24 protein-coding genes and 1 pseudogene are annotated in these 24,614 nt (G+C 63.0%); 15 read left to right on the top strand and 10 right to left on the bottom strand.

Going from position 1 to position 24,614, the window contains the following annotated elements:
• Positions 1 to 61: 61 nt before the first annotated feature.
• On the top strand, positions 62 to 2,659 hold the full coding sequence (gene acnD, locus B0G74_RS37895) for a Fe/S-dependent 2-methylisocitrate dehydratase AcnD (RefSeq protein WP_132381928.1): 2,598 nt from the start codon (positions 62 to 64) through the stop codon (positions 2,657 to 2,659).
• 110 nt (positions 2,660 to 2,769) lie between these two features.
• Complete coding sequence (prpF, locus tag B0G74_RS37900) at positions 2,770 to 3,957, top strand: 2-methylaconitate cis-trans isomerase PrpF (RefSeq protein ID WP_132381930.1); 1,188 nt, start codon at positions 2,770 to 2,772, stop codon at positions 3,955 to 3,957.
• A gap of 31 nt (positions 3,958 to 3,988) precedes the next feature.
• On the opposite strand, the gene B0G74_RS37905 is transcribed toward prpF, so the two are convergent.
• Together B0G74_RS37905 and B0G74_RS47170 are read right to left on the bottom strand one after the other, a co-directional pair.
• Positions 3,989 to 5,299, bottom strand: a complete 1,311-nt coding sequence (locus B0G74_RS37905; protein ID WP_132381932.1) for a hypothetical protein — start codon at positions 5,297 to 5,299, stop codon at positions 3,989 to 3,991.
• A gap of 97 nt (positions 5,300 to 5,396) precedes the next feature.
• Positions 5,397 to 5,591 (bottom strand): LysR substrate-binding domain-containing protein, encoded by a 195-nt coding sequence (locus B0G74_RS47170; protein ID WP_243658514.1) that lies wholly within the window; start codon positions 5,589 to 5,591, stop codon positions 5,397 to 5,399.
• Positions 5,592 to 5,622: 31 nt separating this feature from the next.
• Here B0G74_RS47170 and B0G74_RS37915 point away from each other — a divergent pair, with 31 nt between their 5' ends.
• Complete coding sequence (locus B0G74_RS37915) at positions 5,623 to 5,997, top strand: zinc-binding dehydrogenase (RefSeq protein ID WP_243658515.1); 375 nt, start codon at positions 5,623 to 5,625, stop codon at positions 5,995 to 5,997.
• Between the two features lie 275 nt (positions 5,998 to 6,272).
• On the opposite strand, the gene B0G74_RS37920 is transcribed toward B0G74_RS37915, so the two are convergent.
• Positions 6,273 to 7,109 (bottom strand): methyltransferase domain-containing protein, encoded by an 837-nt coding sequence (locus B0G74_RS37920; RefSeq protein ID WP_132381936.1) that lies wholly within the window; start codon positions 7,107 to 7,109, stop codon positions 6,273 to 6,275.
• A 231-nt stretch (positions 7,110 to 7,340) separates the two neighbouring features.
• Here B0G74_RS37920 and B0G74_RS37925 point away from each other — a divergent pair, with 231 nt between their 5' ends.
• Positions 7,341 to 8,387: an AraC family transcriptional regulator gene (locus B0G74_RS37925; protein ID WP_132381938.1), complete on the top strand. Its 1,047-nt coding sequence runs from the start codon at positions 7,341 to 7,343 to the stop codon at positions 8,385 to 8,387.
• A gap of 45 nt (positions 8,388 to 8,432) precedes the next feature.
• Here the strand turns inward: B0G74_RS37925 and B0G74_RS37930 are convergent, their stop codons facing one another.
• From B0G74_RS37930 to B0G74_RS47730, 4 genes are all read right to left on the bottom strand, one after another.
• On the bottom strand, positions 8,433 to 8,825 hold the full coding sequence (locus tag B0G74_RS37930) for a DUF6632 domain-containing protein (protein WP_132381940.1): 393 nt from the start codon (positions 8,823 to 8,825) through the stop codon (positions 8,433 to 8,435).
• Between the two features lie 29 nt (positions 8,826 to 8,854).
• On the bottom strand, positions 8,855 to 9,256 hold the full coding sequence (locus tag B0G74_RS37935) for a DUF305 domain-containing protein (protein WP_132381942.1): 402 nt from the start codon (positions 9,254 to 9,256) through the stop codon (positions 8,855 to 8,857).
• A 29-nt stretch (positions 9,257 to 9,285) separates the two neighbouring features.
• Positions 9,286 to 9,483 carry a heavy-metal-associated domain-containing protein gene (locus B0G74_RS37940; protein ID WP_132381944.1) on the bottom strand — a complete coding sequence of 66 codons (198 nt, stop codon included), beginning with the start codon at positions 9,481 to 9,483 and terminating at the stop codon, positions 9,286 to 9,288.
• A gap of 155 nt (positions 9,484 to 9,638) precedes the next feature.
• Complete coding sequence (locus B0G74_RS47730; protein WP_165924013.1) at positions 9,639 to 9,899, bottom strand: hypothetical protein; 261 nt, start codon at positions 9,897 to 9,899, stop codon at positions 9,639 to 9,641.
• Positions 9,900 to 10,166: 267 nt separating this feature from the next.
• On the opposite strand from B0G74_RS47730, the gene B0G74_RS37950 reads away from it, so the two are divergent.
• From B0G74_RS37950 to B0G74_RS37980, 7 genes and pseudogenes are all read left to right on the top strand, one after another.
• Positions 10,167 to 10,469: a hypothetical protein gene (locus B0G74_RS37950; RefSeq protein ID WP_132381948.1), complete on the top strand. Its 303-nt coding sequence runs from the start codon at positions 10,167 to 10,169 to the stop codon at positions 10,467 to 10,469.
• Positions 10,466 to 11,896 carry a TolC family protein gene (locus B0G74_RS37955; protein ID WP_132381950.1) on the top strand — a complete coding sequence of 477 codons (1,431 nt, stop codon included), beginning with the start codon at positions 10,466 to 10,468 and terminating at the stop codon, positions 11,894 to 11,896. Before B0G74_RS37950 ends, B0G74_RS37955 begins: the two co-directional genes overlap by 4 nt.
• A gap of 1 nt (position 11,897) precedes the next feature.
• Positions 11,898 to 13,193: a copper oxidase gene (locus B0G74_RS37960; RefSeq protein ID WP_132381952.1), complete on the top strand. Its 1,296-nt coding sequence runs from the start codon at positions 11,898 to 11,900 to the stop codon at positions 13,191 to 13,193.
• A 61-nt stretch (positions 13,194 to 13,254) separates the two neighbouring features.
• A pseudogene (locus B0G74_RS37965) lies at positions 13,255 to 13,592 on the top strand (copper-binding protein).
• Positions 13,593 to 13,908: 316 nt separating this feature from the next.
• Entirely contained in the window at positions 13,909 to 14,868 is a 960-nt protein-coding gene (locus B0G74_RS37970; RefSeq protein ID WP_132381954.1) for a hypothetical protein, read from the top strand.
• Positions 14,869 to 15,027: 159 nt separating this feature from the next.
• Positions 15,028 to 15,342, top strand: coding sequence for an antibiotic biosynthesis monooxygenase (locus B0G74_RS37975; RefSeq protein WP_132381956.1), 315 nt, complete (start codon positions 15,028 to 15,030; stop codon positions 15,340 to 15,342).
• A gap of 203 nt (positions 15,343 to 15,545) precedes the next feature.
• A complete protein-coding gene (locus B0G74_RS37980; RefSeq protein ID WP_132381958.1) occupies positions 15,546 to 16,553 on the top strand; it encodes an NAD(P)-dependent alcohol dehydrogenase in 1,008 nt (335 codons plus the stop codon).
• A 94-nt stretch (positions 16,554 to 16,647) separates the two neighbouring features.
• Here the strand turns inward: B0G74_RS37980 and B0G74_RS37985 are convergent, their stop codons facing one another.
• The 3 genes from B0G74_RS37985 to B0G74_RS37995 form a co-directional block, all read right to left on the bottom strand.
• Entirely contained in the window at positions 16,648 to 17,262 is a 615-nt protein-coding gene (locus B0G74_RS37985; protein WP_132381960.1) for an ABC transporter ATP-binding protein, read from the bottom strand.
• Positions 17,263 to 17,386: 124 nt separating this feature from the next.
• Positions 17,387 to 18,229: a shikimate dehydrogenase gene (locus B0G74_RS37990; protein WP_132381962.1), complete on the bottom strand. Its 843-nt coding sequence runs from the start codon at positions 18,227 to 18,229 to the stop codon at positions 17,387 to 17,389.
• A gap of 148 nt (positions 18,230 to 18,377) precedes the next feature.
• The gene (locus tag B0G74_RS37995; protein WP_132381964.1) at positions 18,378 to 19,295 is read right to left on the bottom strand and encodes an NAD(P)-dependent oxidoreductase; all 918 of its coding nucleotides are present in this window, start codon (positions 19,293 to 19,295) and stop codon (positions 18,378 to 18,380) included.
• A gap of 143 nt (positions 19,296 to 19,438) precedes the next feature.
• On the opposite strand from B0G74_RS37995, the gene B0G74_RS38000 reads away from it, so the two are divergent.
• The 4 genes from B0G74_RS38000 (at position 19,439) to B0G74_RS38015 (ending at position 24,613) form a co-directional block, all read left to right on the top strand.
• On the top strand, positions 19,439 to 21,241 hold the full coding sequence (locus B0G74_RS38000; RefSeq protein ID WP_132381967.1) for an FAD-dependent oxidoreductase: 1,803 nt from the start codon (positions 19,439 to 19,441) through the stop codon (positions 21,239 to 21,241).
• A 102-nt stretch (positions 21,242 to 21,343) separates the two neighbouring features.
• Positions 21,344 to 23,128, top strand: coding sequence for an FAD-dependent oxidoreductase (locus B0G74_RS38005; protein WP_132381969.1), 1,785 nt, complete (start codon positions 21,344 to 21,346; stop codon positions 23,126 to 23,128).
• The gene (locus tag B0G74_RS38010; protein WP_132381971.1) at positions 23,128 to 23,739 is read left to right on the top strand and encodes an NIPSNAP family protein; all 612 of its coding nucleotides are present in this window, start codon (positions 23,128 to 23,130) and stop codon (positions 23,737 to 23,739) included. The genes B0G74_RS38005 and B0G74_RS38010 overlap by 1 nt, the downstream gene beginning before the upstream one ends.
• A gap of 40 nt (positions 23,740 to 23,779) precedes the next feature.
• On the top strand, positions 23,780 to 24,613 hold the full coding sequence (locus tag B0G74_RS38015; RefSeq protein WP_132381973.1) for a sugar phosphate isomerase/epimerase: 834 nt from the start codon (positions 23,780 to 23,782) through the stop codon (positions 24,611 to 24,613).
• Position 24,614: the final 1 nt, after the last annotated feature.

Here is a 24,614-nt window from a genome sequence, read left to right on the forward strand (position 1 = left end):
CCGCCGACGTGATCGGCCGCCGCCATCGTCCCCGGATCATTACTGTTTTGTCCCCTACGCCATGAATACTGCAAACCGCAAACGCCTTCCCGGCACCCAGCTCGATTTCTTCGACACGCGCGCCGCGGTCGACGCGATCCAGCCCGGCGCTTACGACAAACTGCCGTACACGTCGCGCGTGCTGGCCGAAAACCTCGTGCGCCGTTGCGATCCGGTCACGTTGAACGCGTCGCTCAGGCAGATCATCGAACGCAAGCGCGAACTGGATTTTCCGTGGTTCCCGGCGCGCGTGGTGTGTCATGACATTCTCGGCCAGACCGCTCTGGTCGACCTTGCTGGCCTGCGCGACGCGATTGCCGCGCAAGGCGGCGATCCGGCGATGGTCAATCCGGTGGTGCCGACACAACTCGTGGTGGACCATTCGCTCGCCGTCGAGTGCGGTGGTTTCGATCCGGACGCGTTTGCGAAGAACCGCGCGATCGAAGACCGCCGTAACGAAGACCGCTTCGACTTCATCAACTGGGCCAAGCGCGCGTTCAAGAACGTCGACGTGATTCCGCCGGGCAACGGCATCCTGCACCAGATCAACCTGGAGCGCATGAGCCCGGTCGTGCAGGTGAAAGACGGCGTCGCGTTTCCCGATACGCTGGTCGGCACCGACTCGCATACGCCGATGGTGGACGCGCTCGGCGTGATCGCGATCGGCGTGGGCGGGCTCGAAGCGGAAAGCGTGATGCTGGGCCGCGCGTCGTATATGCGCCTGCCGGATATCGTCGGCGTGGAACTGACGGGCAAGCCGGCTGAAGGCATCACGGCGACCGACGTCGTGCTCTCGCTGACCGAATTCCTGCGCAAGGAAAAAGTGGTCGGCGCGTACCTCGAGTTTTTCGGCGCGGGCACGGCCAAGCTGACGCTCGGCGACCGCGCGACCATCGCCAACATGGCGCCCGAATTCGGCGCCACGGCCGCGATGTTCTACATCGACGAACAGACCATCAAGTATCTGAAGCTCACCGGCCGCGACGACGAACTCGTCAAGCTGGTGGAAACCTACGCGAAGGAAACCGGCCTGTGGGCCGACAGCCTCGCGCAGGCCGAATACGAACGCGTGCTGAAGTTCGATCTGTCGACGGTGGTGCGCACGCTCGCCGGTCCGTCGAACCCGCATCGCCGGTTGCCGGTGTCGGAACTGGCGGCGCGCGGCATCAGCGGCAAGGTGGAGAACGAGCCGGGCCTGATGCCGGATGGCGCGGTGATCATCGCCGCGATCACGAGCTGCACGAACACCAACAATCCGCGCAACATGATCGCCGCGGGTTTGCTCGCGCGTAACGCGAACCGGCGCGGACTGACTCGCAAGCCGTGGGCGAAGACCTCGCTCGCGCCGGGCTCGAAGGCGGTTACGTTGTATCTCGAAGAAGCCGGGCTGCTGCCCGAGCTGGAGCAACTGGGCTTCGGCGTGGTCGCGTATGCGTGCACGTCGTGTAACGGCATGTCTGGTGCGCTGGATCCGGTGATCCAGAAAGAGATCGTGGAGCGTGATCTGTATGCGACCGCCGTGCTGTCGGGCAACCGCAACTTCGACGGCCGTATCCATCCGTACGCGAAGCAGGCTTTCCTCGCGTCGCCGCCGCTGGTGGTGGCGTATGCGATTGCGGGCACGATCCGTTTCGACATCGAGAAGGACGTGCTCGGTATCGATGCCGACGGCCATGCGGTCACGCTGAAAGACATCTGGCCTTCGGATGCGGAGATCGATGCGATCGTCGCGTCGAGCGTGAAGCCGGAGCAATTCCGCAAGGTGTACGAGCCGATGTTCGCAGTTTCTGTCGACACGGGCGAGAAAGCCAATCCGCTCTACGACTGGCGCCCGATGAGCACGTACATTCGCCGTCCGCCGTATTGGGAAGGTGCGCTCGCGGGCGAGCGCTCGCTCAAGGGCATGCGTCCGCTCGCCGTGCTCGGCGACAACATCACGACCGATCACCTGTCGCCGTCCAACGCGATTCTGGCGGACAGCGCCTCGGGCGAATATCTGGCGAAGATGGGCTTGCCGGAAGAGGACTTCAATTCCTACGCGACGCACCGTGGCGATCACCTGACAGCGCAGCGCGCCACCTTTGCGAACCCGACGCTGAAGAACGAGATGGTGCTCGAAGACGGCAAGGTGAAGGCGGGTTCGCTGGCGCGTATCGAGCCCGAAGGCAAGGTCACGCGCATGTGGGAAGCCATCGAAACCTACATGGAGCGCAAGCAGCCGCTGATCGTGATTGCCGGCGCCGACTATGGGCAGGGTTCGTCGCGTGACTGGGCGGCGAAGGGCGTGCGTCTTGCCGGCGCGGAAGCGATCGTCGCCGAAGGGTTCGAGCGGATTCACCGCACGAATCTGGTAGGCATGGGCGTGCTGCCGCTGGAGTTCAAGCCGGGTGTGAACCGGCTCACGCTGGCAATCGACGGCACGGAAACCTTCGACGTGGTCGGCGAGCGCAAGCCGCGCGCGGACCTCACACTGGTGATCCAGCGCAAGAACGGCGAGCGGGTCGAGGTGCCGGTGACGTGCCGGCTCGATACCGCCGAAGAGGTTTCCATCTACGAAGCCGGCGGTGTGCTGCAACGCTTTGCGCAGGACTTTCTCGAGTCGTCGAAGAAGGCGGCTTGAGGCTGGCTGGTTTTTAGATCGCTTCGCTCGATGCGACGAACGTTTTAACGCGGGACGGGTGATATGGCGCTATAGGCCGTGACACCCGCTCTCATCAGGACAGGACTTTCATGGCCCACCAACCCCAGATCAAGATTCCGGCCACCTACATGCGTGGCGGCACCAGCAAAGGCGTGTTCTTCCGCCTGCAAGACTTGCCCGAAGCGGCCCAGGTGCCCGGCGCCGCACGCGACGCGCTGCTGATGCGCGTGATCGGCAGCCCCGATCCGTATGGCAAGCAGATCGACGGCATGGGCGGCGCGACGTCGAGCACCAGCAAGACGGTGATCATCGCCAAAAGCAGCCGGCCCGATCACGATGTGGATTATCTGTTCGGCCAGGTGTCGATCGATAAGGCCTTCGTCGACTGGACCGGCAATTGCGGCAATCTCTCGGCCGCCGTCGGGCCGTTCGCGATCAGCGCGGGGCTTGTCGATCCGAGCCGGATTCCGCGTGACGGCGTGGCGACCGTGCGCATCTGGCAGGCGAACATCGGCAAGACGATCATCGGACACGTGCCGATGACCGATGGCGCCGTGCAGGAAACCGGCGACTTCGAACTCGACGGCGTGACGTTCCCGGCGGCGGAAGTGCAGCTCGAATTCATGGACCCCGCAGCGGAAGAAGAGGGCGCGGGCGGCTCGATGTTCCCGACTGGCAACCTGGTGGACGATCTGGAAGTGCCCGGCGTCGGCACGCTGAAGGCGACGATGATCAACGCGGGCATTCCGACCATCTTCGTCGACGCCGAGTCGATTGGCTACAAGGGCACGGAGTTGCAGGACGCGATCAATAGCGACGACAAGGCGCTCGCGATGTTCGAGACGATCCGCGCGCACGGCGCGCTGCGCATGGGGCTGATCAAGCATCTCGACGAGATCGCGACGCGCCAGCATACGCCGAAGGTCGCGTTCGTCGCGAAGCCGGCTGACTACGTGGCGTCGAGCGGCAAGCGCATCGGCGCGGGCGACGTCGATCTGCTGGTGCGGGCAATGTCGATGGGCAAGCTGCATCACGCGATGATGGGCACGGCGGCGGTCGCGATCGGCACGGCGGCGGCGATTTCGGGGACCCTCGTGAATCTCGCGGCGGGCGGCGGCGCGAAGGAGTCGGTGCGCTTCGGACATCCTTCGGGAACGCTGCGGGTCGGCGCCGAGGCGAGCGAAAGCGGCGGCGAGTGGACCGTGACGAAGGCCATCATGAGCCGCAGCGCGCGGGTGCTGATGGAAGGCTGGGTGCGGGTGCCGCAGGAAAGATGAGGCGGCCGGCGCGAACGCGCCGATTCGCTTGTTAGTCTGTCGAAGGCCCGCTCGCCGCCGGTGGAGGTGACGCTCTCAGCGTGTCGATATGCGTCAACTCCGTCCGGCCGCCCTTGCTGGCAAAGGTGAAGACAGGGAAGTTGCGGCCGTGAAATTCCGGTCCCGCTTTTGACAGCATCTCTTCGAACTTCGGCTTGCTGTTCTGCCATGTCGTCCTGCCTGCCTGCCCCGACATGGGATCGAACATCAAGGCGGCGATACTGCCCGGCGCGATGCCGACCGTCTGAATCTCCGAATTTTCCAGCGAGCCGTGCTGCGCCTGATTGGATTTCAGCGTGCCGAGAAGGCCGCCTATCTGCTTCTTCCTGTCGTCCGGCGTGAGGGGTTTCATCGTATCTGTGATGCCGCCCGAGGAATGGTCTTTGTCATACACGCCGACCACGTGATTGCCGACCAGGTCGGGCATCGCGAGAACCGCACACGGACGGGCCATGGTGGACACGTTAGCGCCCATCTTGTAGTACTGCGGCTCGAGTTCCGCGTGGGCCAATGACCATTTGCGCAGGCCGCCGTGTCCGCCTGTTTTTGCCTGTTCGCGGGCAGCGTCGATCGAGACGTTGCAGTTGTGGAACTCGTGGTGCGCGTTCTTCATTTGCAGCGTACGGATCAACAGGCCGCTTGTCTTGAAGGCGTGCTGTATTTCCGCGGGCGTCTGGTCGTCGTGGTGAGCGGAGGCGACGTTTGCGGCCGCGCCGACGTTGCTCGTGGCCGAGGTCGGTCCAATCGCGTGCGTGGGCGCGACGCTGGAGACCTCGCTAGGCGCTGAGGTGCTCGAACTGGACGTCGAGGCGGATTGCACGTTTGCAGTAGATGCTTTGGCCAGGCGGAAAGAGGCCGGCGGGTCGTTGCGATTCGACACGGAGGGACCGCTCACCGTCGCGTTCGATTCTTCTTCGTTGCGCGCCGGCGCCTCGCCCTCGTTCGTGCTGGATGTTCGAGCATTGCCGGAGTGGCCGGCCAGACTCGATGTCTTCACGGTCAGTCCCTGCGGCTTCGGTTTGATTGGCGGCGGCCCGGCCTTCGCGCTCGTGGCCGTGGATTGTCCCAGCGGCTGTTTGTTGCTCGCGCCGGACGTGAGCGCGAAGCTGGCCGATGGCGTGTGCGGCGTGACGGCTGCCGGCGAGCGCGTCGGCGGCTGCTTCAGTGCTTCGAACGCTGCGATCTTCGACGACACCGAGGGCTGCGCAGCACTCTCTTTCTTTTCCTCTTTGGGGGTGGTGGCCTGATTGCTCGTGCTGGCGAGGTTCGTTGTCGACTGCGTTTCGTGTGTGCGCGTGAACATGTGGTTCTCCCATCTATCCGGGAGCCATCATGCGCGCAACGTCACGGGTGCTTTGTCGCGCTTGCGCAGGCGTGTCCAGTAAGACGAAGCGGGCCGTTCACGTCATGAGCCGGGGTAACGCATCGACCAATGCGTCGACCGCCAGACGCACCTTGTGCGGCAAGTGAGGTGTTTGCAGCCAGAGCGCGTACGCGTCGTAGAGAAACGCCGGCTGATCCGGCAGCACTTGCACGAGCTCGCCCGCCTGGATGCGCTCGCGCACCAGCCAGGAGGGGAGCCACGCCAGACCCATGCCCGTGGTCGCGGCGTCGGCGATTGTGTCGATGAGAGACGTTGCCGGGCCAAACGGCGTGAGGGTGGTGCTCGATCCAATCGGCGGTCCGATATTCGAGCCGCTCACGGCAGCGATGTCTCGCGGCGGCACGCTCATTGAATTCGGCGGACTGAGCGACGAGCCGACGCCGTTCCCGTTGTTCACCGTGCTGAGCAAGTCACTCACGCTGCGCGGCTACCTTGTGCACGAGATCCTGACCGATCCGGCGCGCCTTGCCGCCGCCAAGGCGTTCATTCTCGATGGACTCGCGGCGGGGTTGCTGAAGCCGGTCATTGCCGCCACATTTCCGTTTGAGCGCATCGTCGACGCACATCGTTTTCTGGAGTCGAACGAACAATTGGGCAAGATCGTCGTGACGGTTTGACGAGCGGCGCGAACGCAAACGGTCACGCGATCTTGCGGACATCCGGCTTCGTCCGGAAAGGACGAAGCCGGGAAAAAATCGGGTTTGATGCAGCGGGGACGCCTAAGACATCAGCCCGAAGCTGGCGAGCACGAACCGAAGACCGAAAAAGCAAACGGACGAAAACAGCGGCAGGCCGAAAGCTAGCGACATACACCGCAAGCCGACGACGCTGGCCTTTGGCCATCGATTGAAAAAGTAGACAGCCGCGCCGGCCAGTACGCGGCCGACCCCGTTCATTGCCGCACCATCACGATCTCGAGATACTCGCTGGGCAGCACGAGTGTCCCGTCGCCGGAACGGTTGCGGCTTTCCATCAGCGTCATGAGATCGCGCTGGAAGGCCGCTTGCCGTTCGTCGTCCATCGCGGCGAATGCCTTGTTGATGGGGCCGTAGTAAGTCCGGAATACCTCGAGCCAATGCGCGGGCGAGCGGTAACGGAACATGAATTCGCGGCTCGTTACGGCGACACTCCGCACATTCCCGTGAAAGAGTTCGTCGAGCCGCGCCCTGGTGCCCCACAATGCCGGCGACTTGAGGCCGGGCGGCAGAGGCAGGTATTTGCCGATCGTCTTGAACACCTGGCCGATGAAGCTATCGGGCGTCCAATTCGCGAGGCCGATCTTGCCGCCGGGTTTGCACACGCGCGCCAGCTCGCTTGCCGCCTTCTCCTGATTGGGCGTGAACATGACGCCGAAGGTCGACATGACGACATCGAAGGTGGCGTCCGCGTAGGGCAGCGCTTCGGCGTCGGCTTCGCGGAACTGCACCGTTGTCAGACCTTCCGCTCGCGCACGAGCCTGACCCGCGTCGAGCAGCGAGGCCACGTAGTCGGTCGAATCGACATCGCACCAGCGGCGCGCGGCGGCGAGCGTGCCGTTGCCGTTGCCGGCCGCGACATCGAGCACGCGGCTGCCGGCGCGTAGATCGAGTGCCTCGCACAAATTTTCTCCGACGATCTGCAACGTCGTGCCGACGACGGCGTAATTGCCCGTTTCCCACGCGGCGTGCTGGCGCGCTTTGACGTCAGCGAATTCGGAGGTGTGTGATGAAGAAGAATGAACTTCAGACATGGGGATGCTCCAGAGAAAAATTTGTGCGATGCACGTTAGTGTTATTGCGCCAGGACTTATGAATTCATGTGGTGCCTCCTTAATTGACGTTAAGTATTCGATTCATTCAAGATTCCTTAGCATTGTTGTAAGGAATTCGCATGGATGCTAGTATCAGTGCGGCTGTCGAATCGATGAATGACCAGGCGTCCAGATCTTTTGTGCAGGACGCCGAAGTTCCTGGAAACAATGATGGATGCGCTCTCCGACGTCCTCCGCCTGGTTCGCCTTGGTGGTGCGGTGTATCTAAACGGCGACTTCACTGCACCCTGGTGTTTGTACGGCCAGGCGAACGCAGCGTTGTGCGGCAGTTTCCTTCCTCCCGCGGAACGTATCGTCTCCTACCACCTGATCACCGAGGGCGGCTGCTGGGCCGCGCTCCCGGACGACCCTGAATCCGCTATTTACGTCGCTGCCGGCGAACTGCTCGTCGTGCCGCAAGGCGAAGCGCATCTGCTCGGCAGTTCGCTCGACATTACGCCCGGACCCACCGGCGAATTGCTCGAGAGTCAGCTGCGGAATTCACCGGGACAGTTGATGGCGCTTCGCTACGGCGGTGGTGGAGAGCGCACGCGTCTGGTGTGCGGCTTTCTCGCGTGCGACGACACGTTGAGCAACCCGGTGCTGTCCGCGCTGCCGCGCATCTTCAAGGTCGACATGCGCAACGACCCGCAGTCCGCGTGGCTCGAATCGTCGTTACGGTTCGCGGCGGCCGAGGCGGCGGAATGGCGCGTAGGCAGCGCGATCGTTCTCGCGCGTCTATCGGAACTGCTTTTCGTGGAGGCGGTGCGGCGTTGCATCGATGCGCTGCCGTCCGATCGGAAAGGCTGGCTGGCGGGCGTGGGGGATCGGTTTGTCGGTCGTGCGCTCGCGCTGATGCATGCGCAGCCGGCGCATGGTTGGACAGTCGACGAGCTGGCGCGCAAAGCGGGCTTGTCCCGGTCCGCGCTGGCGCAGCGATTTACGCAGTTGCTCGGTCAGCCGCCTATGCAGTATCTCGCGCATTGGCGTTTGCAGATCGCCGCGCAGGAGTTGCGTGGCGGGACGAAGTCGCTGGCGGCGGTGGCGGATCAGGTAGGGTACGAGTCGGAGGCGGCGTTCAATCGGGCTTTCAAGCGGGAGTTCGGGATGCCGCCGGCGGGGTGGCGGCGGAGCCGGGGTGAGATGGCTGGTGTTTCTGCTGCTGCCGTTGCGGCGGCAGGCGGCGTGGACGGTGCGTTCGATGAAAGAGGTGCTTAGACGCCACGGCCGTGTAGGCGAAGCGGCATGAATCTGAAATTAGCGTCACTCCCGTAGAAATCTGGCTTTGTCGCCGCGGGGAGTGAGCAGCCCTAAAACGAGCGCCGCGAGTAAAAGCGCCGGCACGTCTCCGAGAAGATGGCCGCGGTACGGGGCATTCATCAGGACCTGGATCGCCATGATCCCGCCATGCACCACGCTCGACCACACCGCGAACCAGATGAGGCTCAGATGAGCGAGTGGATTCAGGGCCGCGAAAATCAGGAACACACCCAGCGTGGCGTACATGCCGACAATCATCAGGGGATATTCCGAATGTCCCGTATGCCAGACCCAACCGTCGGGCCAGACGATCATCAGCGGGTAAAGTCCAATGGCCGTGATGCCCGTCAAGACCAGCGCGACGCGTAGGTAATTGAGCCGCTGAGTGTCGGTCATGATCGTCTCCTTCGAATCGCGCCGGGCCCTCACTTCACCCCATGCTTCGCCTGCCAACTCTTCATGAATGCGATCTCGTCATGCTGCGCCTTGATGATGTTTCTGGCCAGCCGCTTCAGCTCCGGATCCTTGCCGTACTTCAACTCGACCTGCGCCATTTCGATCGCCCCTTGATGATGCGGAATCATGTGAGCGACAAAGTCCTTGTCGGCGTTGCCCGTATAGTCGGCGCTCATGTCCTGCATCATCTTGTCGTCGGCGGCTTTGAAAGCTTGCGTCGCATCGCCGGAGCCGGAGCCTGCATCCGCTGACTTGGACATGTCCATGCCGGGCATGGCGGCCGGTTGCTGGGCGTGGACGGGCACGGCCGCGACGGCAAACGCAAAGCCGCTGAAGAGGCAAAGGGCACGAAAGGCGCGAAGTTTTTTCATTGTGATTGTCCGTTGGAAAGGGTTGTCTATCAGGCTCTCAGAGACGGATGAAAGCCCGCCGCCTCGATGGCCTCGATGAGTTGTTCAGCTGCCAGCGTCGACGTGACCTTGACGATTTTAACGGGGACATCGACTTCGAGCTTCGCTGCAGGGTCGAGACTCGTGACTGCACGCGTGATGGCGTTGGCGCAACCGCCGCACGACATATCCGGGATGGCAAATTCCATTTCCTACCTCCAATGAAAAGTCATGACTCAAGCGTGGACCTTCCCACGGCGGTAAGGTCAAGCAGGTTTTCGTGATTGGCTGAAAACTGCAGCCGCGCACGCAAAGCCATCACGCGCGGCATCGTCCCAGCCTTACGATTTTGCAAACCTGCGTGCTAGACTTCGTACCCATGTCTTACTGGCGCAAACTCTTCATTGTCGTGCTGCTTGTGCTGAGCCTCCCGGTTCAGTCGTTCGCGGCCGTCTCCATGAAATGCGAGTCCTCGCATTCCGTGGGCGATGCGACGCCCGCGCGCCATGAGACAGCCGGTGCAATGGCCCGGCATCACGACCATGCCGCGACGATGGCCGAGCAAGCCGACAATAGCGGCGGTACCCATCTTCAGCATCATGGTTCCGTGGGCGGCGAGCATCATGCGCACGCGTGCTCCACTTGTGCGTCCTGCTGTTTCGGCGGCGCGCTGCCGATCACGCCCGTTGCGTCCCTGTCCGCCAACGTGGCTCACTTCGCTGTTCCCCTGCCTCCCACTGTCCGCGTCGCGTCGTTTCTGACCGGCGGCGTCGAACGGCCTCCCCGCATCTCTCTCGTCTAGTTCTTTCGCAGCCTCACGCTGCGTTGTTCCTTTTCGCCTTGATGGACGGCTGTGCGTCGTCCGTCATGGCCGTACTTGACGAGACGAATCATGCGAACGTTCATTGCGGCGCTGCTCGGCGCGACGGCATATCTGCCGGCGCTCGCGCACGCCACACCCATATTTCCGGACCCGACGGACCCGGCGGCATTCGTGCCGGCGATCGATGCGCCCTCCGCGCTCGCCGACTATCGCCCATACCGTGAGCAGCAAGCGCCGAGCTGGCAAGCGCTCAATCGCGCGGTGACGAATCCAGCGGGGCACGCCGGAGCGAGCCACGGTTCGATGCAGTCGAGCAGCGCCGACGCTAAAGAGGACGGCCACGGTTCTCACCGCGAAGGGGCGGAAAAATGAGGCCATGCCTGTTTCCAGCCACCCGCATTGTGGCAATTGCCATCGCGGTGACACTACTCGCCGGCTGCACGACGTTTTCGAACGACGGCGGCTTCGGCACGGTGTCGACCGCCGCGTCCGAGCGGCTCGGCAAAGACGCCGTAATGATAAAGACCGACGAGGATCGAAGTGCGGTCGCCAACCGCACGCGAGAACTGCTTTCCGCGCCGCTCAACATGGACGCCGCCGTCCAGATCGCGCTGCTGAACAACCGCGGTTTGCAGGCCTCGTACAGCGAACTGGGCATCGCCGAAGCGGACCTCGTTCAGGTCGGACGCTTGCCGAATCCCGGCTTCTCGTTCAGCCGCACGCATGGTGGCGATGACCTGAGTATCAGCCGCACGTTCACGCTCGGCATGTTGCGCGTATTGACGATGCCGTTGACGACGCGCATCGAAAGCCGCCGTTTCGAACAGACCCGCTTACTGGCCGCCAACGCCATGCTCGAGGTCGCCGCCGATGCGCGGCGCGCCTACCTCCGCGCAGTCGCTGCCACGCAATCGGCCGCCTACGCGGAGCAGGTGAAGGACGCGGCAGAGGCCAGTGCCGAACTCGCATGGCGCATGCAGCAGGCCGGCAACTTCAGCAAGCTCGATTACGCGCGCGAGCAGGCCTTCTACGCGGAAGCCATCGCGCAAGCGGCAAGAGCACAACAGCAGTCGGTGTCCGCGCGAGAAAAGCTCACTCGCGTGATGGGCCTCTGGGGTTCGCAAGCGCACTACGCACTGCCCGAGCGTCTGCCGGATCTGCCTGCCACACGCCCGGAGTTGCGCGATCTGGAAACCTTTGCGATGCAAAACAGGCTCGACATCCAGGCCTCGAAACTGCAAACGCAAAGCGTGGCCAGTTCACTGGGCTTAAGCAAAGCGACGCGTTTCATCAACGTGCTGGACGTCGGCTATCAGAACAATTTCACGACTTCCGACGGACGCGAGCAGGGCTACGAGATCAGCGTCGAGATTCCGGTTTTCGATTGGGGCAGCGCCAAAGTCGCGCGTGCCGAAGCGATCTACATGCAGTCGGCGAATCGCGTCGCGCAGACCGCGATCAACGCGCGTTCCGAGGTGCGCGAAGCGTATTCCGCCTACGTGTCCGACTACGACCTCGCGAAGCACTATCGCGACGAAGTCGTGCCGCTGCGCAAGACCATCTCCGACGAGTTGCTGCTTCGCTACAACGGCATGCTCGCAAGCGTGTTCGAACTGCTCGCCGATTCACGTGACCAGATCGGCGCGGTGAATAGCGCTATCGACGCGCTGAAGGACTACTGGCTCGCGCAGACCGATTTGCAACAGGCACTCGGCGGCCGTTTGCCGGTTGCCACTAACGCGACGCCGCTCGCCTCCACGACGCAAACGGCGTCGCCCACTGAATCCGAAGGTAAATAGCATGGTGTCACGTCGACATTTTATGAGCGGCTCGGGCGCCGCTTTGCTGGGAGCCGCACTGGTGAGCAAGGCCGGCGCCGCGTCGCTGCCCGAAGCACCCACGATGACCACAGCCTCGATGCAGCCGCCACGCGCGCCGTCGAATGGCCGGCCGTACACGCCGGTCGCCACGCTCAACGGATGGTCGTTGCCGTGGCGCATGAAGAACGGCTGGAAGGAGTTTCATCTGATCGCCGAACCGGTGGTGCGCGAACTCGCGCCCGGCATGAGCGCGAATCTGTGGGGCTACAACGGCCAGGCGCCGGGGCCGACCATCGAGGCGGTCGAAGGCGACAAGGTGCGCATCTTCGTGACCAACCGGTTGCCGGAGCACACCACGGTCCACTGGCACGGCATGCTGCTGCCGTGCGGCATGGACGGCGTGGGCGGTCTCACGCAGCCGCACATCCCACCGGGCAAGACCTTCGTCTACGAGTTTCAGTTGGAGAAGCACGGCACCTTCATGTATCACCCGCACGCCGACGAGATGGTGCAGATGGCGATGGGCATGATGGGGACGTTCATCGTCCATCCGAAAGATCCCGGCGTGATGCAGGTGGACCGCGACTTCGTGTTCATCATGTCCGCTTACGACATCGACCCAGGCAGCTTCACGCCGCGCGTCAACGAGATGACCGACTTCAACATGTGGACATGGAATGCGCGCGTGTTTCCGGGCATCGATTCATTGCCGGTGCGGGCGGGCGATCGTGTGCGGATTCGCGTCGGCAACCTGACCATGACCAATCACCCAATTCATCTGCACGGCTACCACTTCGAAGTGGTGGGCACCGACGGCGGCTGGATTCCGCCGTCCGCGCGCTGGCCCGAGGTCACCGCCGATGTCGCGGTCGGGCAGATGCGCGCCATCGAGTTCACCGCGAATCGTCCCGGCGATTGGGCATTTCATTGCCACAAGTCTCATCACACGATGAACGCGATGGGGCATCAGGTCCCGAGCATGATCGGCGTGCCGCAGCAAGACCTCGTCAAACGCATCAACCGGCTGGTGCCCGACTACATGGCAATGGGCAGTACTGGCGGGTCGATGGGGACAATGGAGATGCCACTGCCCGACAACACACTGCCGATGATGACCGGCACCGGCCCATTCGGCGCGCTGGAAATGGGCGGCATGTTTACGGTGGCGAAAGTGCGTGAAGGGCTGGGGCGCAACGACTACCGTGATCCGGGCTGGTTCAGGCATCCGAGGGGAACGGTGGCTTATGAATATACCGGTGAACTGCCGGACGGTTGACGTCGGCAGCGGCAGCGGCAGGTTGGCCGTGTGGATCGTAATTAACGTGGGAGTGTATGAGATGAAGAATGGGTTGGCTTCGATGGCGATTGGTTGCGTGATCATGGTTTTCACGTCGGCGTACGCGGCGGGTGAAGCCACTGACGTGTCGGCGAGCGCGCATGCCAGTGCGCAAGCCGCGATGTCTCATGGTGAAATCAGGAAGGTGGATAAAACTGCCGGTAAACTGACCATAAAACATGGTCCTCTGGAAAACCTCGGCATGGATGCGATGACGATGGTGTTCAGGTGAAGGACGCGGCAATGCTCTCGCAGGTCAAGTCCGGCGACAGGATCGACTTCATCGCGGACGAGGTGGACGGGGCCCTGACAGTGTTGAAACTGGAGAAGCGAGAGTAGTCACCACACGCGGGTTGTCTGCCTATCGCATTCTTGCTGAACGTGTCATACGGATAAACCATTACCGTTCGCGCGTTGCCGTTTGGATGCCTTCCGCACACCGTCTTATCGTCCGACGTTGCATGGCTTCGCCCACGTCATGCAACCGCCGCAACTCACGGGGAAGTCTTACCGATTCCTTTGTGCGCTAGCTCACTAAGACGCGCGGAACTTACTCGCCCCAGGCGTTTGAGATGTTATGCTCGGACGTCGTGAACTTCTTCATGCATAGACGCGTGCGAATTTAAGAATACCTAGATTTCATTAGGAGCCGGGCATGCTAAGAAAAGTAGTCGATCGGGCGAAAAAGATCCGACGCAGCGAGGGGTTCAAGCATTCGGTCGCCACACCACGTCGCATTTCACTTCATGCCACGCAGCGATTAAACAGGGGAATCTTCGCCATCGAAATTCAGGAGAACTCTGGTTTTTTCTCCGTGATGCAGATGGTCCTGTTTATTCTGATGTATTGCGACGAGAAGTGTCTGACGCCGTGCATCAGCGCGCGCGGCGGCCTCTACGGAGACGCTGCTGGAGCGATCGACTGGTTCTCGTCCTTCTTCGAGTCCGTGAATGGCAAGGCGGCGGCGCCGTTCACGCACAAGGTGAGAAAGTCGACGGTTCGCGATCTGGTCCAGCTTGGGTTTCGTCAACGCTACGAGACTCAGCTTCAACTCAACAGCGCCAGCGAATTATTCTTCGCATATTACCGGCCAGCCGGCCATATCGGCGATGAAGTCGAAACGATCTGCCAGAAGCTCGAGATCGGCGCGTCCACGCTCGGTGCGCATTTCAGAGGCACGGATAAATCGCTTGAGGCCATCCCGGTTTCATGGGGCGATTTCTGCCGCCACGTAGAAACGACGCTTGCGGAAAATCCGCACCTCGACAACGTCTTCGTTTCAAGCGACGAACAGGCGTTTCTGGACTTTTTCGTCGCCTGGCCGTTTAGCAAGCCGGTCAAAGTCGCTCCCGCTAAATTGCTCGCGTATGGCAATACGCCGGTTCATTTCAGCGGCTATCCGGGACTCGAAATCGGCCGTGAAGCGCTCGTCTCCAGTCTGCTGTTGTCCCGTTGCGGTTATCTGGTGAAGACGCCGTCGTATCTGTCGGCATGGTCCAGAATATTCAACCCGTCGCTGCCGGTAAAACTCGTGTCGCCGCCGCGGCCGGACGCATTCTGGTTTCCCGACAGCCGTCTCTGGCTCGAACAGGTGGCGCAGGACAAAGCGGCCTGAACGCGGATGCGATCGGATCGCCTGGGTGGCTCGCAGTCGTGACATCGGTAGGAAGAATGGCGCGCATATAATGAAAGGCCGCCTGACGGGTTTGCCGGAACGTGTCGTTCGAGTCCGGCAAGCCGTCAGATACATCGTGACTGCAAAGAGGCCTTCAGCATGTACATTGCCATGAACCGTTTCAAAGTGACGCCCGGATCCGAAGCCGCCTTCGAACATCTGTGGACCACGCGCGATACGCACCTGAAAGAAGCGCCGGGTTTCGTGGAATTTCATCTGCTGAAGGGTCCACAGAAGGACGATCACGTTCTCTATTCCAGCCATACGATCTGGAAGGACTACGCGTCGTTCGAGGCGTGGACGAAATCCGACGCCTTTCGCGCCGCGCATCGCAGCGCAGGTGGCGACAACCGGGTGCTCTATCTCGGGCATCCGGAATTCGAAGGCTTCGAAGTCCTTCAGACCGTCAAATGAATGCATGATCCTCGCGAGCGCCCCGTGCCATTCACGGGCGCCGTGAAGGGACTTCCCCCACTCATGATGAGCTTTCAGCGCGCGTTTCGCCCACGCTAGCCTGTGCGCGTCCGACGACGCGCTGAGCAAGCTTGCGGTATTCTTTTGCGAGCATTTCGCCGCGACGCCTAACGCGCCGGCGCAACTCACAGAGGAACTGAAACATGAAAGCCGTCAAAATCGGTTCGCCCGCCACTGTCGCCAATCTCCAGGTCGTCGACATCGCCGATCCCGGTCAGCCCGCGGCGGGCCAGATTCGCGTGCGCATTCACGCGAACTCCTTGAATTTTCACGACTACGGCGTGGTGAGCGGCAATCTGCCGGCGGACGCAGGGCGGATTCCGATGGCGGACGGCGCGGGCGTCGTCGAGGCAGTCGGCGCGGGCGTGTCGGAATTCAAAGCGGGCGATCACGTGGTGTCGTGCTTCTTCCCGTTCTGGGAAAACGGGCCGCCCGCCATCGCCGATTTCAAGACCACACCCGGCGACGGCATCGACGGCTACGCACGCGAAGCCGTCGTGCTGCCGAGCCACTACTTCACGCACGCTCCGCGCGGCTATAGCCACGCCGAGTCCGCAACGTTGACCACAGCCGGGCTCACCGCATGGCGCGCGCTCGTCGTGGACGGCCAGTTGAAGGCCGGCAATACGGTGCTCGTGCTCGGTACCGGCGGCGTGTCTATTTTCGCCTTGCAGATGGCCAAAGCGATGGGCGCTTCGGTGATTGCCACGTCTTCATCGGACGCAAAGCTCGCCAGACTTCGCGAGCTTGGAGCCGACCACACGATCAACTATCGCGACACTCCCGAATGGGGCAAGCAGGTCCGCTCGCTGACTGATGGCCGCGGTGTCGACCATGTGATCGAAGTGGGCGGTCCGGGGACTTTGCCGCAGTCGATCACCGCCTGCCGGATCGGCGGACATATCGCGCTGATCGGCGTGTTGACCGGACGGGCAGGGCCGGTGCCGACCGCGGCGCTGATGGCGCGGCAGCAGCGTTTGCAGGGTTTGATCGTCGGTAGCCGTCAGGATCAGCGCGATATGATCCGGGCGCTCGAAGTGATGGGCATCAAGCCGGTGATCGACAGCACGTTCGAACTGGAGAAACTCGGCGAGGCGTTTTCGCACGAGGAATCCGGCGCTCACTTCGGGAAGATTTGCGTGGCGGTATAAGCGCTTCGTATGCGCGAGTGAAAGCCGGGTTGCCCGTTTCGCTCGCGCTGTTTGTGGCGCTGCCAAGTGGCATGCAAGGGCGCGTTAGTCGTGCCTAACCCAAGTCGGTGAAGTTGATGCTGCGCGCCTCGCACGCATTCGTAAAGACCTCGTCGTAGCTCGAGAAAAACACCGTGCGCGTTTGCGCCAGTGTCTTGAACAGATCGACCAGCACGGCGCGTGCGGCGGCGTCGAGTCCGCCGACGGGTTCATCCGCGATCAGCAACTGGGTTTCGCCAAGCACGGCAGCCGTCAGGAAAAACTTCTTGCGCGTACCGAACGACATCTGTTCAAAGCGTTTGTCGAGATGCGGCGTGAGGCCAAAGCGGTCCGCAAGCGACAGCGTGTCAGCGGTTACAGTGGTGTTTCTCGCCGATGCCACATTGCTCAGATACTCGCGTCCGGTCTGATCCGAATAAGGCATGCAGTCTTCGGGCACATAGGTGAGTACGGATTGCGCGGCGAGCGGTGCACTGCGCAGCGAATGGCCGCCGAGCCACACCTCGCCCGTATCGGGCTCGATCGTGCCCGCGAGGATGCCGAGCAACGTCGACTTGCCGCTGCCGGACTCATCGTTTAACGCGACGCATCCTGATGCCGTGTCGTAATGCAATCCCTGAAAGATGAGGCGTTCGCCGTAGCGCTTGCTGAGGTTTTCGAATCGAAGCATGGATTGGAGCGTGATTCAGGAGAAGACTCGCCGCATCGGGTCGCGCGGCAGATGTCTTCTACAGGTTGGCGTTGCGCAAGTGTAGCAGCGCAAGCCGCAGCCGCTGTCACGTCCGAAGCTTCATTCACCGATCCGCATCCAGCAAAAACTCGACCATCCGGTCGCACACACGGCCGAACATTTGCGTGCCTGTCACAGTCGGGCATCCGCGCGCGCGGGCGGCTTCGATCAACGGCGTGAGCGGCGGCTTCGTCACCACGTCGCCGACGAACGTCGTGGCCGGCAGACGCGACACGTCGATAGGCAGCGGGTCGTCCGCTCGCATGCCGAGCGGCGACGCGTTGACGACCACGTCGTACGCATTCGCATCCACGGAAGCGGCCACACTATGCACCTCGCCTTGTCCGAGCGCATTCAACCGGCCGATCAGCGACGCCGTGCGTTCGGCATCGTTATCGCGCACGTCGAGCGACGCCACGCCGCCTTGAACCAGCGCATGTCCGATCGCGGAACCCGCGCCGCCCGCGCCGACCAGCAGCGCGCGTTTGCCGCGCAGATCGCAACCGGTATCGATGAGCGCGGCGACGAAGCCGGTGCCGTCGAACATGCCGCCATGCCAACTGCCGTCCGCCGTGCGGCGCAACGTGTTCACCGCGCCGAGAAAGCTCGCCTGTTCGGTGAGCGAGCCGCAATACCCGGTGGCGCTGAACTTGTGCGGCACGGTAATGATCACGCCGTCGACATTGCGCATGGGTGTCACGCCTGCAAAAAACGCGGGCAGGTCGGCGGGCGCGACGTGCGCGGGGACCACCAGCGCATCGCGTCCGGCGGCGCGCAAAGCGGCGGTCACGCCGGACGGCGAGCGTACCTGCGCGATCGGATCGCCGACGATGAAAATCACCCGTGTGGCGCCGCTGAGGCCTTCATCCAGCGAGGCGGAAAAAGAAGGGGCGTCGGGTTGCGTCATGTTGTATGTCTCCAGAGTGTTGCCCGGTTTTCATCTTGCGCGATGCCGGGCGATTTTGCTTGAGTGGGTTCGGCGCGAACGGATCCTTGACCGGTGGGTCCGTTCCTGCGAACTCTAACGTTTTGTGGAATAGCATTCAAGAATGAAATCATTTCGTATGAATGTGAAATGAAGCAGGTTGTCGATAGAAATCCACGGTCTGACGCAGTCCTTCGTCAAGCGACGTGTGCGGCAGATCGGGCAGCAACTCCTCAAGAGTTGGATCTACGGGGAACGACGTGGCGATCGGTAACGGCGCGCCGGTTGTATCGATACATGCGCCCGGCACGATCACGCCGATACGTTCGATGACCTGATCCACCGAAACGATGTCGCCCGCCAGGGTGAACACATGCGCGCCGCGCGGCGCTCGTACGAGAGCGGCTTCATAGGCGGCGGCGACATCGTCCGCGAAAACGAGGCCTGTCGAGCCGGTGAACGGAATCGTGTACGGCTCGCCGCGCGCCGCTGCGCGGCACGCGAGGCTCGGTCCAGCGCTCGAACCCGTTTCGCGCCCTGCGCCATACACGACGAGAGGCCGGAAGCCGACGCTGGCAATGCCGTGGTCGTGCCAGTACGCGCGCGCCGCGCCTTCGCAGGCGAGCTTGAACGCGCCGTAAAAGGTCTGCGGAAAAGGCACGGCGCCGTCATCGGGTCCGAAGACGCCCGCGCTGCTCGCGTACAGCACATTCTTCAAACCGGCCGCGCGTGCGGCTTCGAAAACATTGAGCGTGCCGATCAGATTGATTTGCGCGCCGCGCACCGGATCGAGCGCGCAAGCCGGCGTGAGCACGCCCGCGAGATGAATCACCGCGTCGCAGCCGTTCAGTGCGCGCGACACATCGGCTGGATTCGCCATGTCGCCGCTCGCCCATTGCGCCGTTGCGGCCTGCTCAGGCGCGAGCGCTTCCAGCAGGCGCGTGTCGGCGCGCAGATCGAACGCCCGCACGCTGATGCCTTTGCGGAGCAGGCGCCGCATGATCCACGCCCCCAGAAACCCGCTTCCTCCCGTGACCAATACGCGCATCGTCTTTCCTCCGTGAGTGCAGAAGTATTTTGCATTTTTGCATTTGTGGAATAGTATTCCGAAATCAAAGCAAATTCTACAGATGTCGACGAACTGCGACGAACTACTCGTCGCGGCCCAGACAAGGAGCAAAGGAGCAGGACATGGTGGAGACACTCAGCGGATTGCAGCAGAACGAAACGTTCGACGTCGTGGTGATCGGCGCCGGCGGGGCAGGGATGTCGGCGGCGCTGTTCGCTGCCATCGAAGGCGCCCGCGTTTTGCTGGTGGAAAGCACCGAATACGTGGGCGGTACGACAGCCTATTCGGCCGGCACAACGTGGATTCCCGACTCGATGCACGGCCCTTCCGTCAATCCGGACGACAGCAGCGCCAACGCCGAGGCTTTTCTGCGCCGCGCGGTGGGAGAGCGCAGCAGCGAGGCGTTGCGTCGCGCGTTTCTGGCCGCCGGCCCGCAGGCCGTCGCGCATATCGAGGCGAATTCGGATGTGAAATACAGGGCGCGCCCGTTTCATCCGGACTATCTGTCCGAACTCGAAGGCTCGACTTTACGAGGCCGCGCGCTGGAGCCGCTCGCTTTCGACGGCCGCAAGCTCGGCAAGCACTTCGCGCTGATCCGTCCGCCGATTCCCGAGTTCACGGTGCTCGGCGGCATGATGGTGGATCGCGACGACGTCGGTCATTTGCTCGGCATGACGAAGTCGCTCAAGTCCCTGCGCCACGCCGTGAAGCTGCTCGCGCGCCACGCTTGCGACCGCATGAGTTGGCCGCGCGGCACGCGTCTCGTAATGGGCAATGCGCTGATCGGCCGTCTGCTTTATTCGCTGCTGGCTCGCAACGTCACCGTGCTGGTGAGCACGAAACTCGAAGCGCTGCGCACCGGCGCAAACGGCAGTGTCGACGGAATCACGTTGAGCCAGAACGGCCAGCGGCGTCAAATCGCGGTGACGGGTGGCGTGATTCTCGCAAGCGGCGGCTTCAACCGGCATCCGCAACGGCGCAGCGCGATGCTGCCGGGCGTGGATTCAAACTGGTGTCCCGGCGCGCCAGGACACACCGGCAGCGCGCACGATCTCGCGCTCGCCATCGGCGCACGTTATGGCGAAGGCGCGTTGAGCAACGCGTTCTGGGCGCCGGTCTCCGTACGCAAGCGCAAGGATGGCACGACCGCGGTGTTCCCTCACTTTCTGATGGATCGCGGCAAGCCCGGCATGGTGGTCGTCAATCAGGCGGGCAAGCGCTTCCTCAACGAAAACACTTCGTATCACCTGTTCGGTATCGCGATGCAGGAGGCGCATCGCCAGTCGCCGTGCGTGCCCGCGTATCTCGTCACGGATGCCGAAGGCTTGCGCAAATACGGTCTCGGCATGGTGCGTCCCGGTGGCAAAGGCCTCGCCCCATTTCTCGCCGACGGCTATCTGACACGCGCCGATACGCTCGACGAACTCGCGGGCAAGCTGGGTATCGATCCACGTGGATTGACCGATAGCGTCGCGCGCATCGACGAATACGCGCAGACCGGCGCGGATGCGGATTTTCAGCGCGGCACGACCGACTATCAGCGCGCCAACGGCGACGCAAACTGGCCGGGACCGAATCCTTGCCTCGGGCCGATCGGCCGCGCGCCGTTCTACGCGGTGCGGCTCTATCCCGGCGACATCGGCGCGGCGACCGGACTGGCCAGCGATCAGCACGCCCGCGTGCTGGGTCGCGACGATCAACCTATCGGCGGTTTGTACGCATGCGGCAACGACATGCAATCGGTGATGGGTGGCGTGTATCCCGGACCCGGCATCACGTTGGGACCTGGACTCGCGTTTGCCTATCTCGCCGGCCGCGACGCGGCTGCGCGCGCCCAAACCGCTTCGGCCGCGCGGACCTCGTCGGCGGCGTGGTCGGAACCTGCTGACGTAAGCCCACAGCGGGCCAAAGAGAAAATCTTCTGATGAACCAGGGCTGAGCCTGGTTTGAATGAAGTTATAGAATGGAATAGTATTCAACAAATAGATCGGAGACGATCTCTTCCCAACCGACGAAACGAACTGGTAATGAAGCGCGATCCGATACTCGAATGTGATGTGCTGGTGCTGGGTTCCGGCGCGGGCGGCCTCTCCACCGCGGTCACCGCCGCGACGCGCGGGCTGCGTGTGATGGTGGCGGAAAAAGCCGCGGTGTTCGGCGGTACGACCGCATGGTCGGGCGGCTGGATGTGGATTCCCGGCAACCCGCTCGCAACGCGTGCAGGTATTGTCGAGGAACCCGAAGCATCGCGCACGTATCTGCGCAACGAACTCGGCGCGCACTTCGATGCGGACAAGGTCGACGCGTTGCTCGACTACGGTCCCGAGATGATCGAGTTCTTCGAACGCAATACGTCCATGCGTTTCGTCGACGGCAACCGCATTCCCGATTTTCATACCACGCCCGGTGCCGTGAGCGGCGGCCGCTCGGTGTGCGCAATGCCATTTGACGGCCGCGAACTCGGGTCGCTGATCGAGCGGTTGCGTGAGCCGCTCGGCGTGGTGACGCTCAAAGGCATGGCGATCGGTTCAGGGCAGGACCTCGCGCATTTCTTCAACGCCACGCGTTCAGTGCGCGCCGCATGGCACGTGCTGCGCAGGCTCGCGGTGTTCGCGGGCCACAAGCTGCGTTACGGCCGATCCATGCATCTGGTGAACGGGAATGCGCTGGTCGCGCGGCTGCTCAAATCCGCAGCCGATCTCGGCGTCGATCTGCGCACCAACGCCGAGGCCGTCGCGTTGCTGCGCGAGGCGGGCCGCGTGGTGGGCGCACGTGTCGAGATCGACGGCGTGCCGCATGAGGTGCGCGCCGCGCGTGGCGTGGTGCTGGCGTGCGGCGGTTATCCGCACGACCTCGCGCGCCGTGCGCAAACTTTTTCCTATACGCCGTCGGGGCGCGAGCACTGGTCCGCCGCGCCGCTCACCAATACCGGCGACGGCATTCGCCTCGGCGAATCGATCGGTGCGCGCTTCGATGCTTCGCTCGAAACGCCCGCAGCCTGGGCGCCGGTCTCGCTCGTGCCGCAAGGCAAGGGGCGCGCGGACGTCGCGTTTCCGCATCTGATCGAGCGCGCGAAGCCGGGCGTGATCGCGGTGACGCGCGCGGGCCAGCGCTTCGTCAATGAAGCCTCGTCGTATCACGATTTCGTCAGCGCGCTGATCGGTACCACCCCTGCCGGTGAGGAGGTCTGCGCGTGGCTGGTTTGCGATCATCGTTTCCAGCGGCGCTACGGGCTGGGCTTCTCGAAGCCGTTTCCGTTTCCCACCGCGCCGTATCGCCGCTTGGGTTATCTGAAATGTGCGGACAGTCTTGCCGAACTGGCCGCGCAATGCGGCATCGATCGATATGGATTGGAGAGCACCGTGGCGGCCTATAACAGCTACGCGAAGGATGGCTTCGACCCGCAGTTCCACAAGGGCTCGACGCCGTACAACCGCGTGCAGGGCGACGCGCGGCACGCGCCGAGTCCGTGTCTCGCGCCGCTCGAAGACGGGCCGTTCTATGCGGTCAAGCTGCTGCCCGGCAGCCTCGGCACATTTGCGGGCCTTGCTACCGATGCCACCGCTCGCGTGCTCGATCACGCGGGCCAGGCCGTCGCAGGCCTCTACGCGGTCGGCAACGACAGCGCCAGCATGATGGGTGGCTGCTACCCGAGCGGCGGCATCACGCTCGGCCCGGCGATGACCTTCGGTTATCTCGCGGGCCTTTCCATCGCCGGAGAAGCTCGCGCGGCGCACGTAGCGCAACACGCATCAAACCCGGCCGCCTTGAACACCACGAACACCATCATTCAGCCACAAGGACACATGTAATGACGCTCTACGACGTAGTGACACTGACGGTGAAGATTGGCGCGAACGCGCAGGTCTTCGAAAGCATTCAGGCAAGCGGCGATCAACCGGGCTCGAAGCTGCTCGGCTGCTGGCATTCCGATATCGGCGCGCTCGGCCAGGTGCTGGTGCTGCGCGGCTTCGATTCGGAAGCCGCGTTGATCACAGAGCGCAAACGCATGCTGCTCGAAGGCAACCCGTTCGGCTGCGGTGAATTCGTCACGGACGTGAAGATCGACAGCTATTCGCTCTTTCCGTTTCTGCCGCCGATCGAACCGGCCGTATACGGCGGCATCTACGAGATGCGTGTTTATGGCACGAAGCTCGCGAGCCTGCAGCACACCATCGACGCGTGGGAGAAAGCGGTGCCCGAGCGGACGCAGCGTTCGCCGCTGGTCGGCGCGATGTATTCGCTCGACGGCAACGTGCCGCGTTTTCTGAACATCTGGCCGTATGCGAGCGTCGACGAACGTTCGCGGATTCGCGCCGAAGCGGTGAAGGACGGCATCTGGCCGCCCAAGGGCGGCCCCGCGCACCTGACCACGATGGAATCGACGATCTGCGTGCCGGCGCCGTTCTCGCCGTTGCGCTGAGCGCGGACTCGCGGAGATGAAATCGAACTCAGGAAAGGACATGACCCAGCACAACTCACGGGCGCTCTCGCTATCGGCGTTGACCGTGCTCGAACTGAGCCCGTCGCAAATGGTGGAGTGCGCGGCCGAGGCAGGCTACGGCTTCGTCGGGCTGCGCCTGTTGCCCGCCACGGATCACGAAGTACGCCACGACATCATCGGCACGACGCCGTTGAAGCGCGAGACGCTTGCGTGTTTGCGCGACACCGGCGTCAAGGTGCTCGACGTCGAGATTCTGCGGCTCAAGCCCGATACCGATGTGGCCGCATACAAGCCGATGCTCGATACCGCCGCCGAACTTGGCGCGCGCTACGTACTCGTTGCGGGCAACGATCCTGACGAAGCGCGCACCGCGGAGCATCTCGCGCAACTCTGCGATCTGGCTGCGCCGCTCGGCCTATCGCCTTCGCTCGAACCGATGCCATGGACCGAAGTGAAGGACATCACGCAGGGCGCGCGCATCGTCAAGGCGGCGGCACGGCGCAATACCGGCCTGATCGTCGACCCGATTCACTTCGACCGCGCGGGTTCATCGACCGACGCATTGCGCGCGTTGCCACGCGAATACTTCGGCTATGTGCAGTTTTGCGACGCACCGGCCGAGCGTCCTGCCGACCTCGACACGCTGCTGTACCAGGCGCGTTGCGAGCGTCTGATTCCGGGCGAGGGCGGCCTCGACCTTGGCGGCATTCTGCGCGCGCTGCCGGATCATTTGCCGATCAGTATCGAAGTGCCGACCCAACGGTGGGCTCAAACCGCGCCCGCGGTGGAGCGCGCCCGCAAGCTGCGCGAGGCGACGCTCGCCGTACTCGAACGGACCTATGCGATGACGTAGT

Source organism: Paraburkholderia sp. BL9I2N2 (assembly GCF_004339745.1).
Classification (GTDB): Bacteria; Pseudomonadota; Gammaproteobacteria; order Burkholderiales; family Burkholderiaceae; genus Paraburkholderia.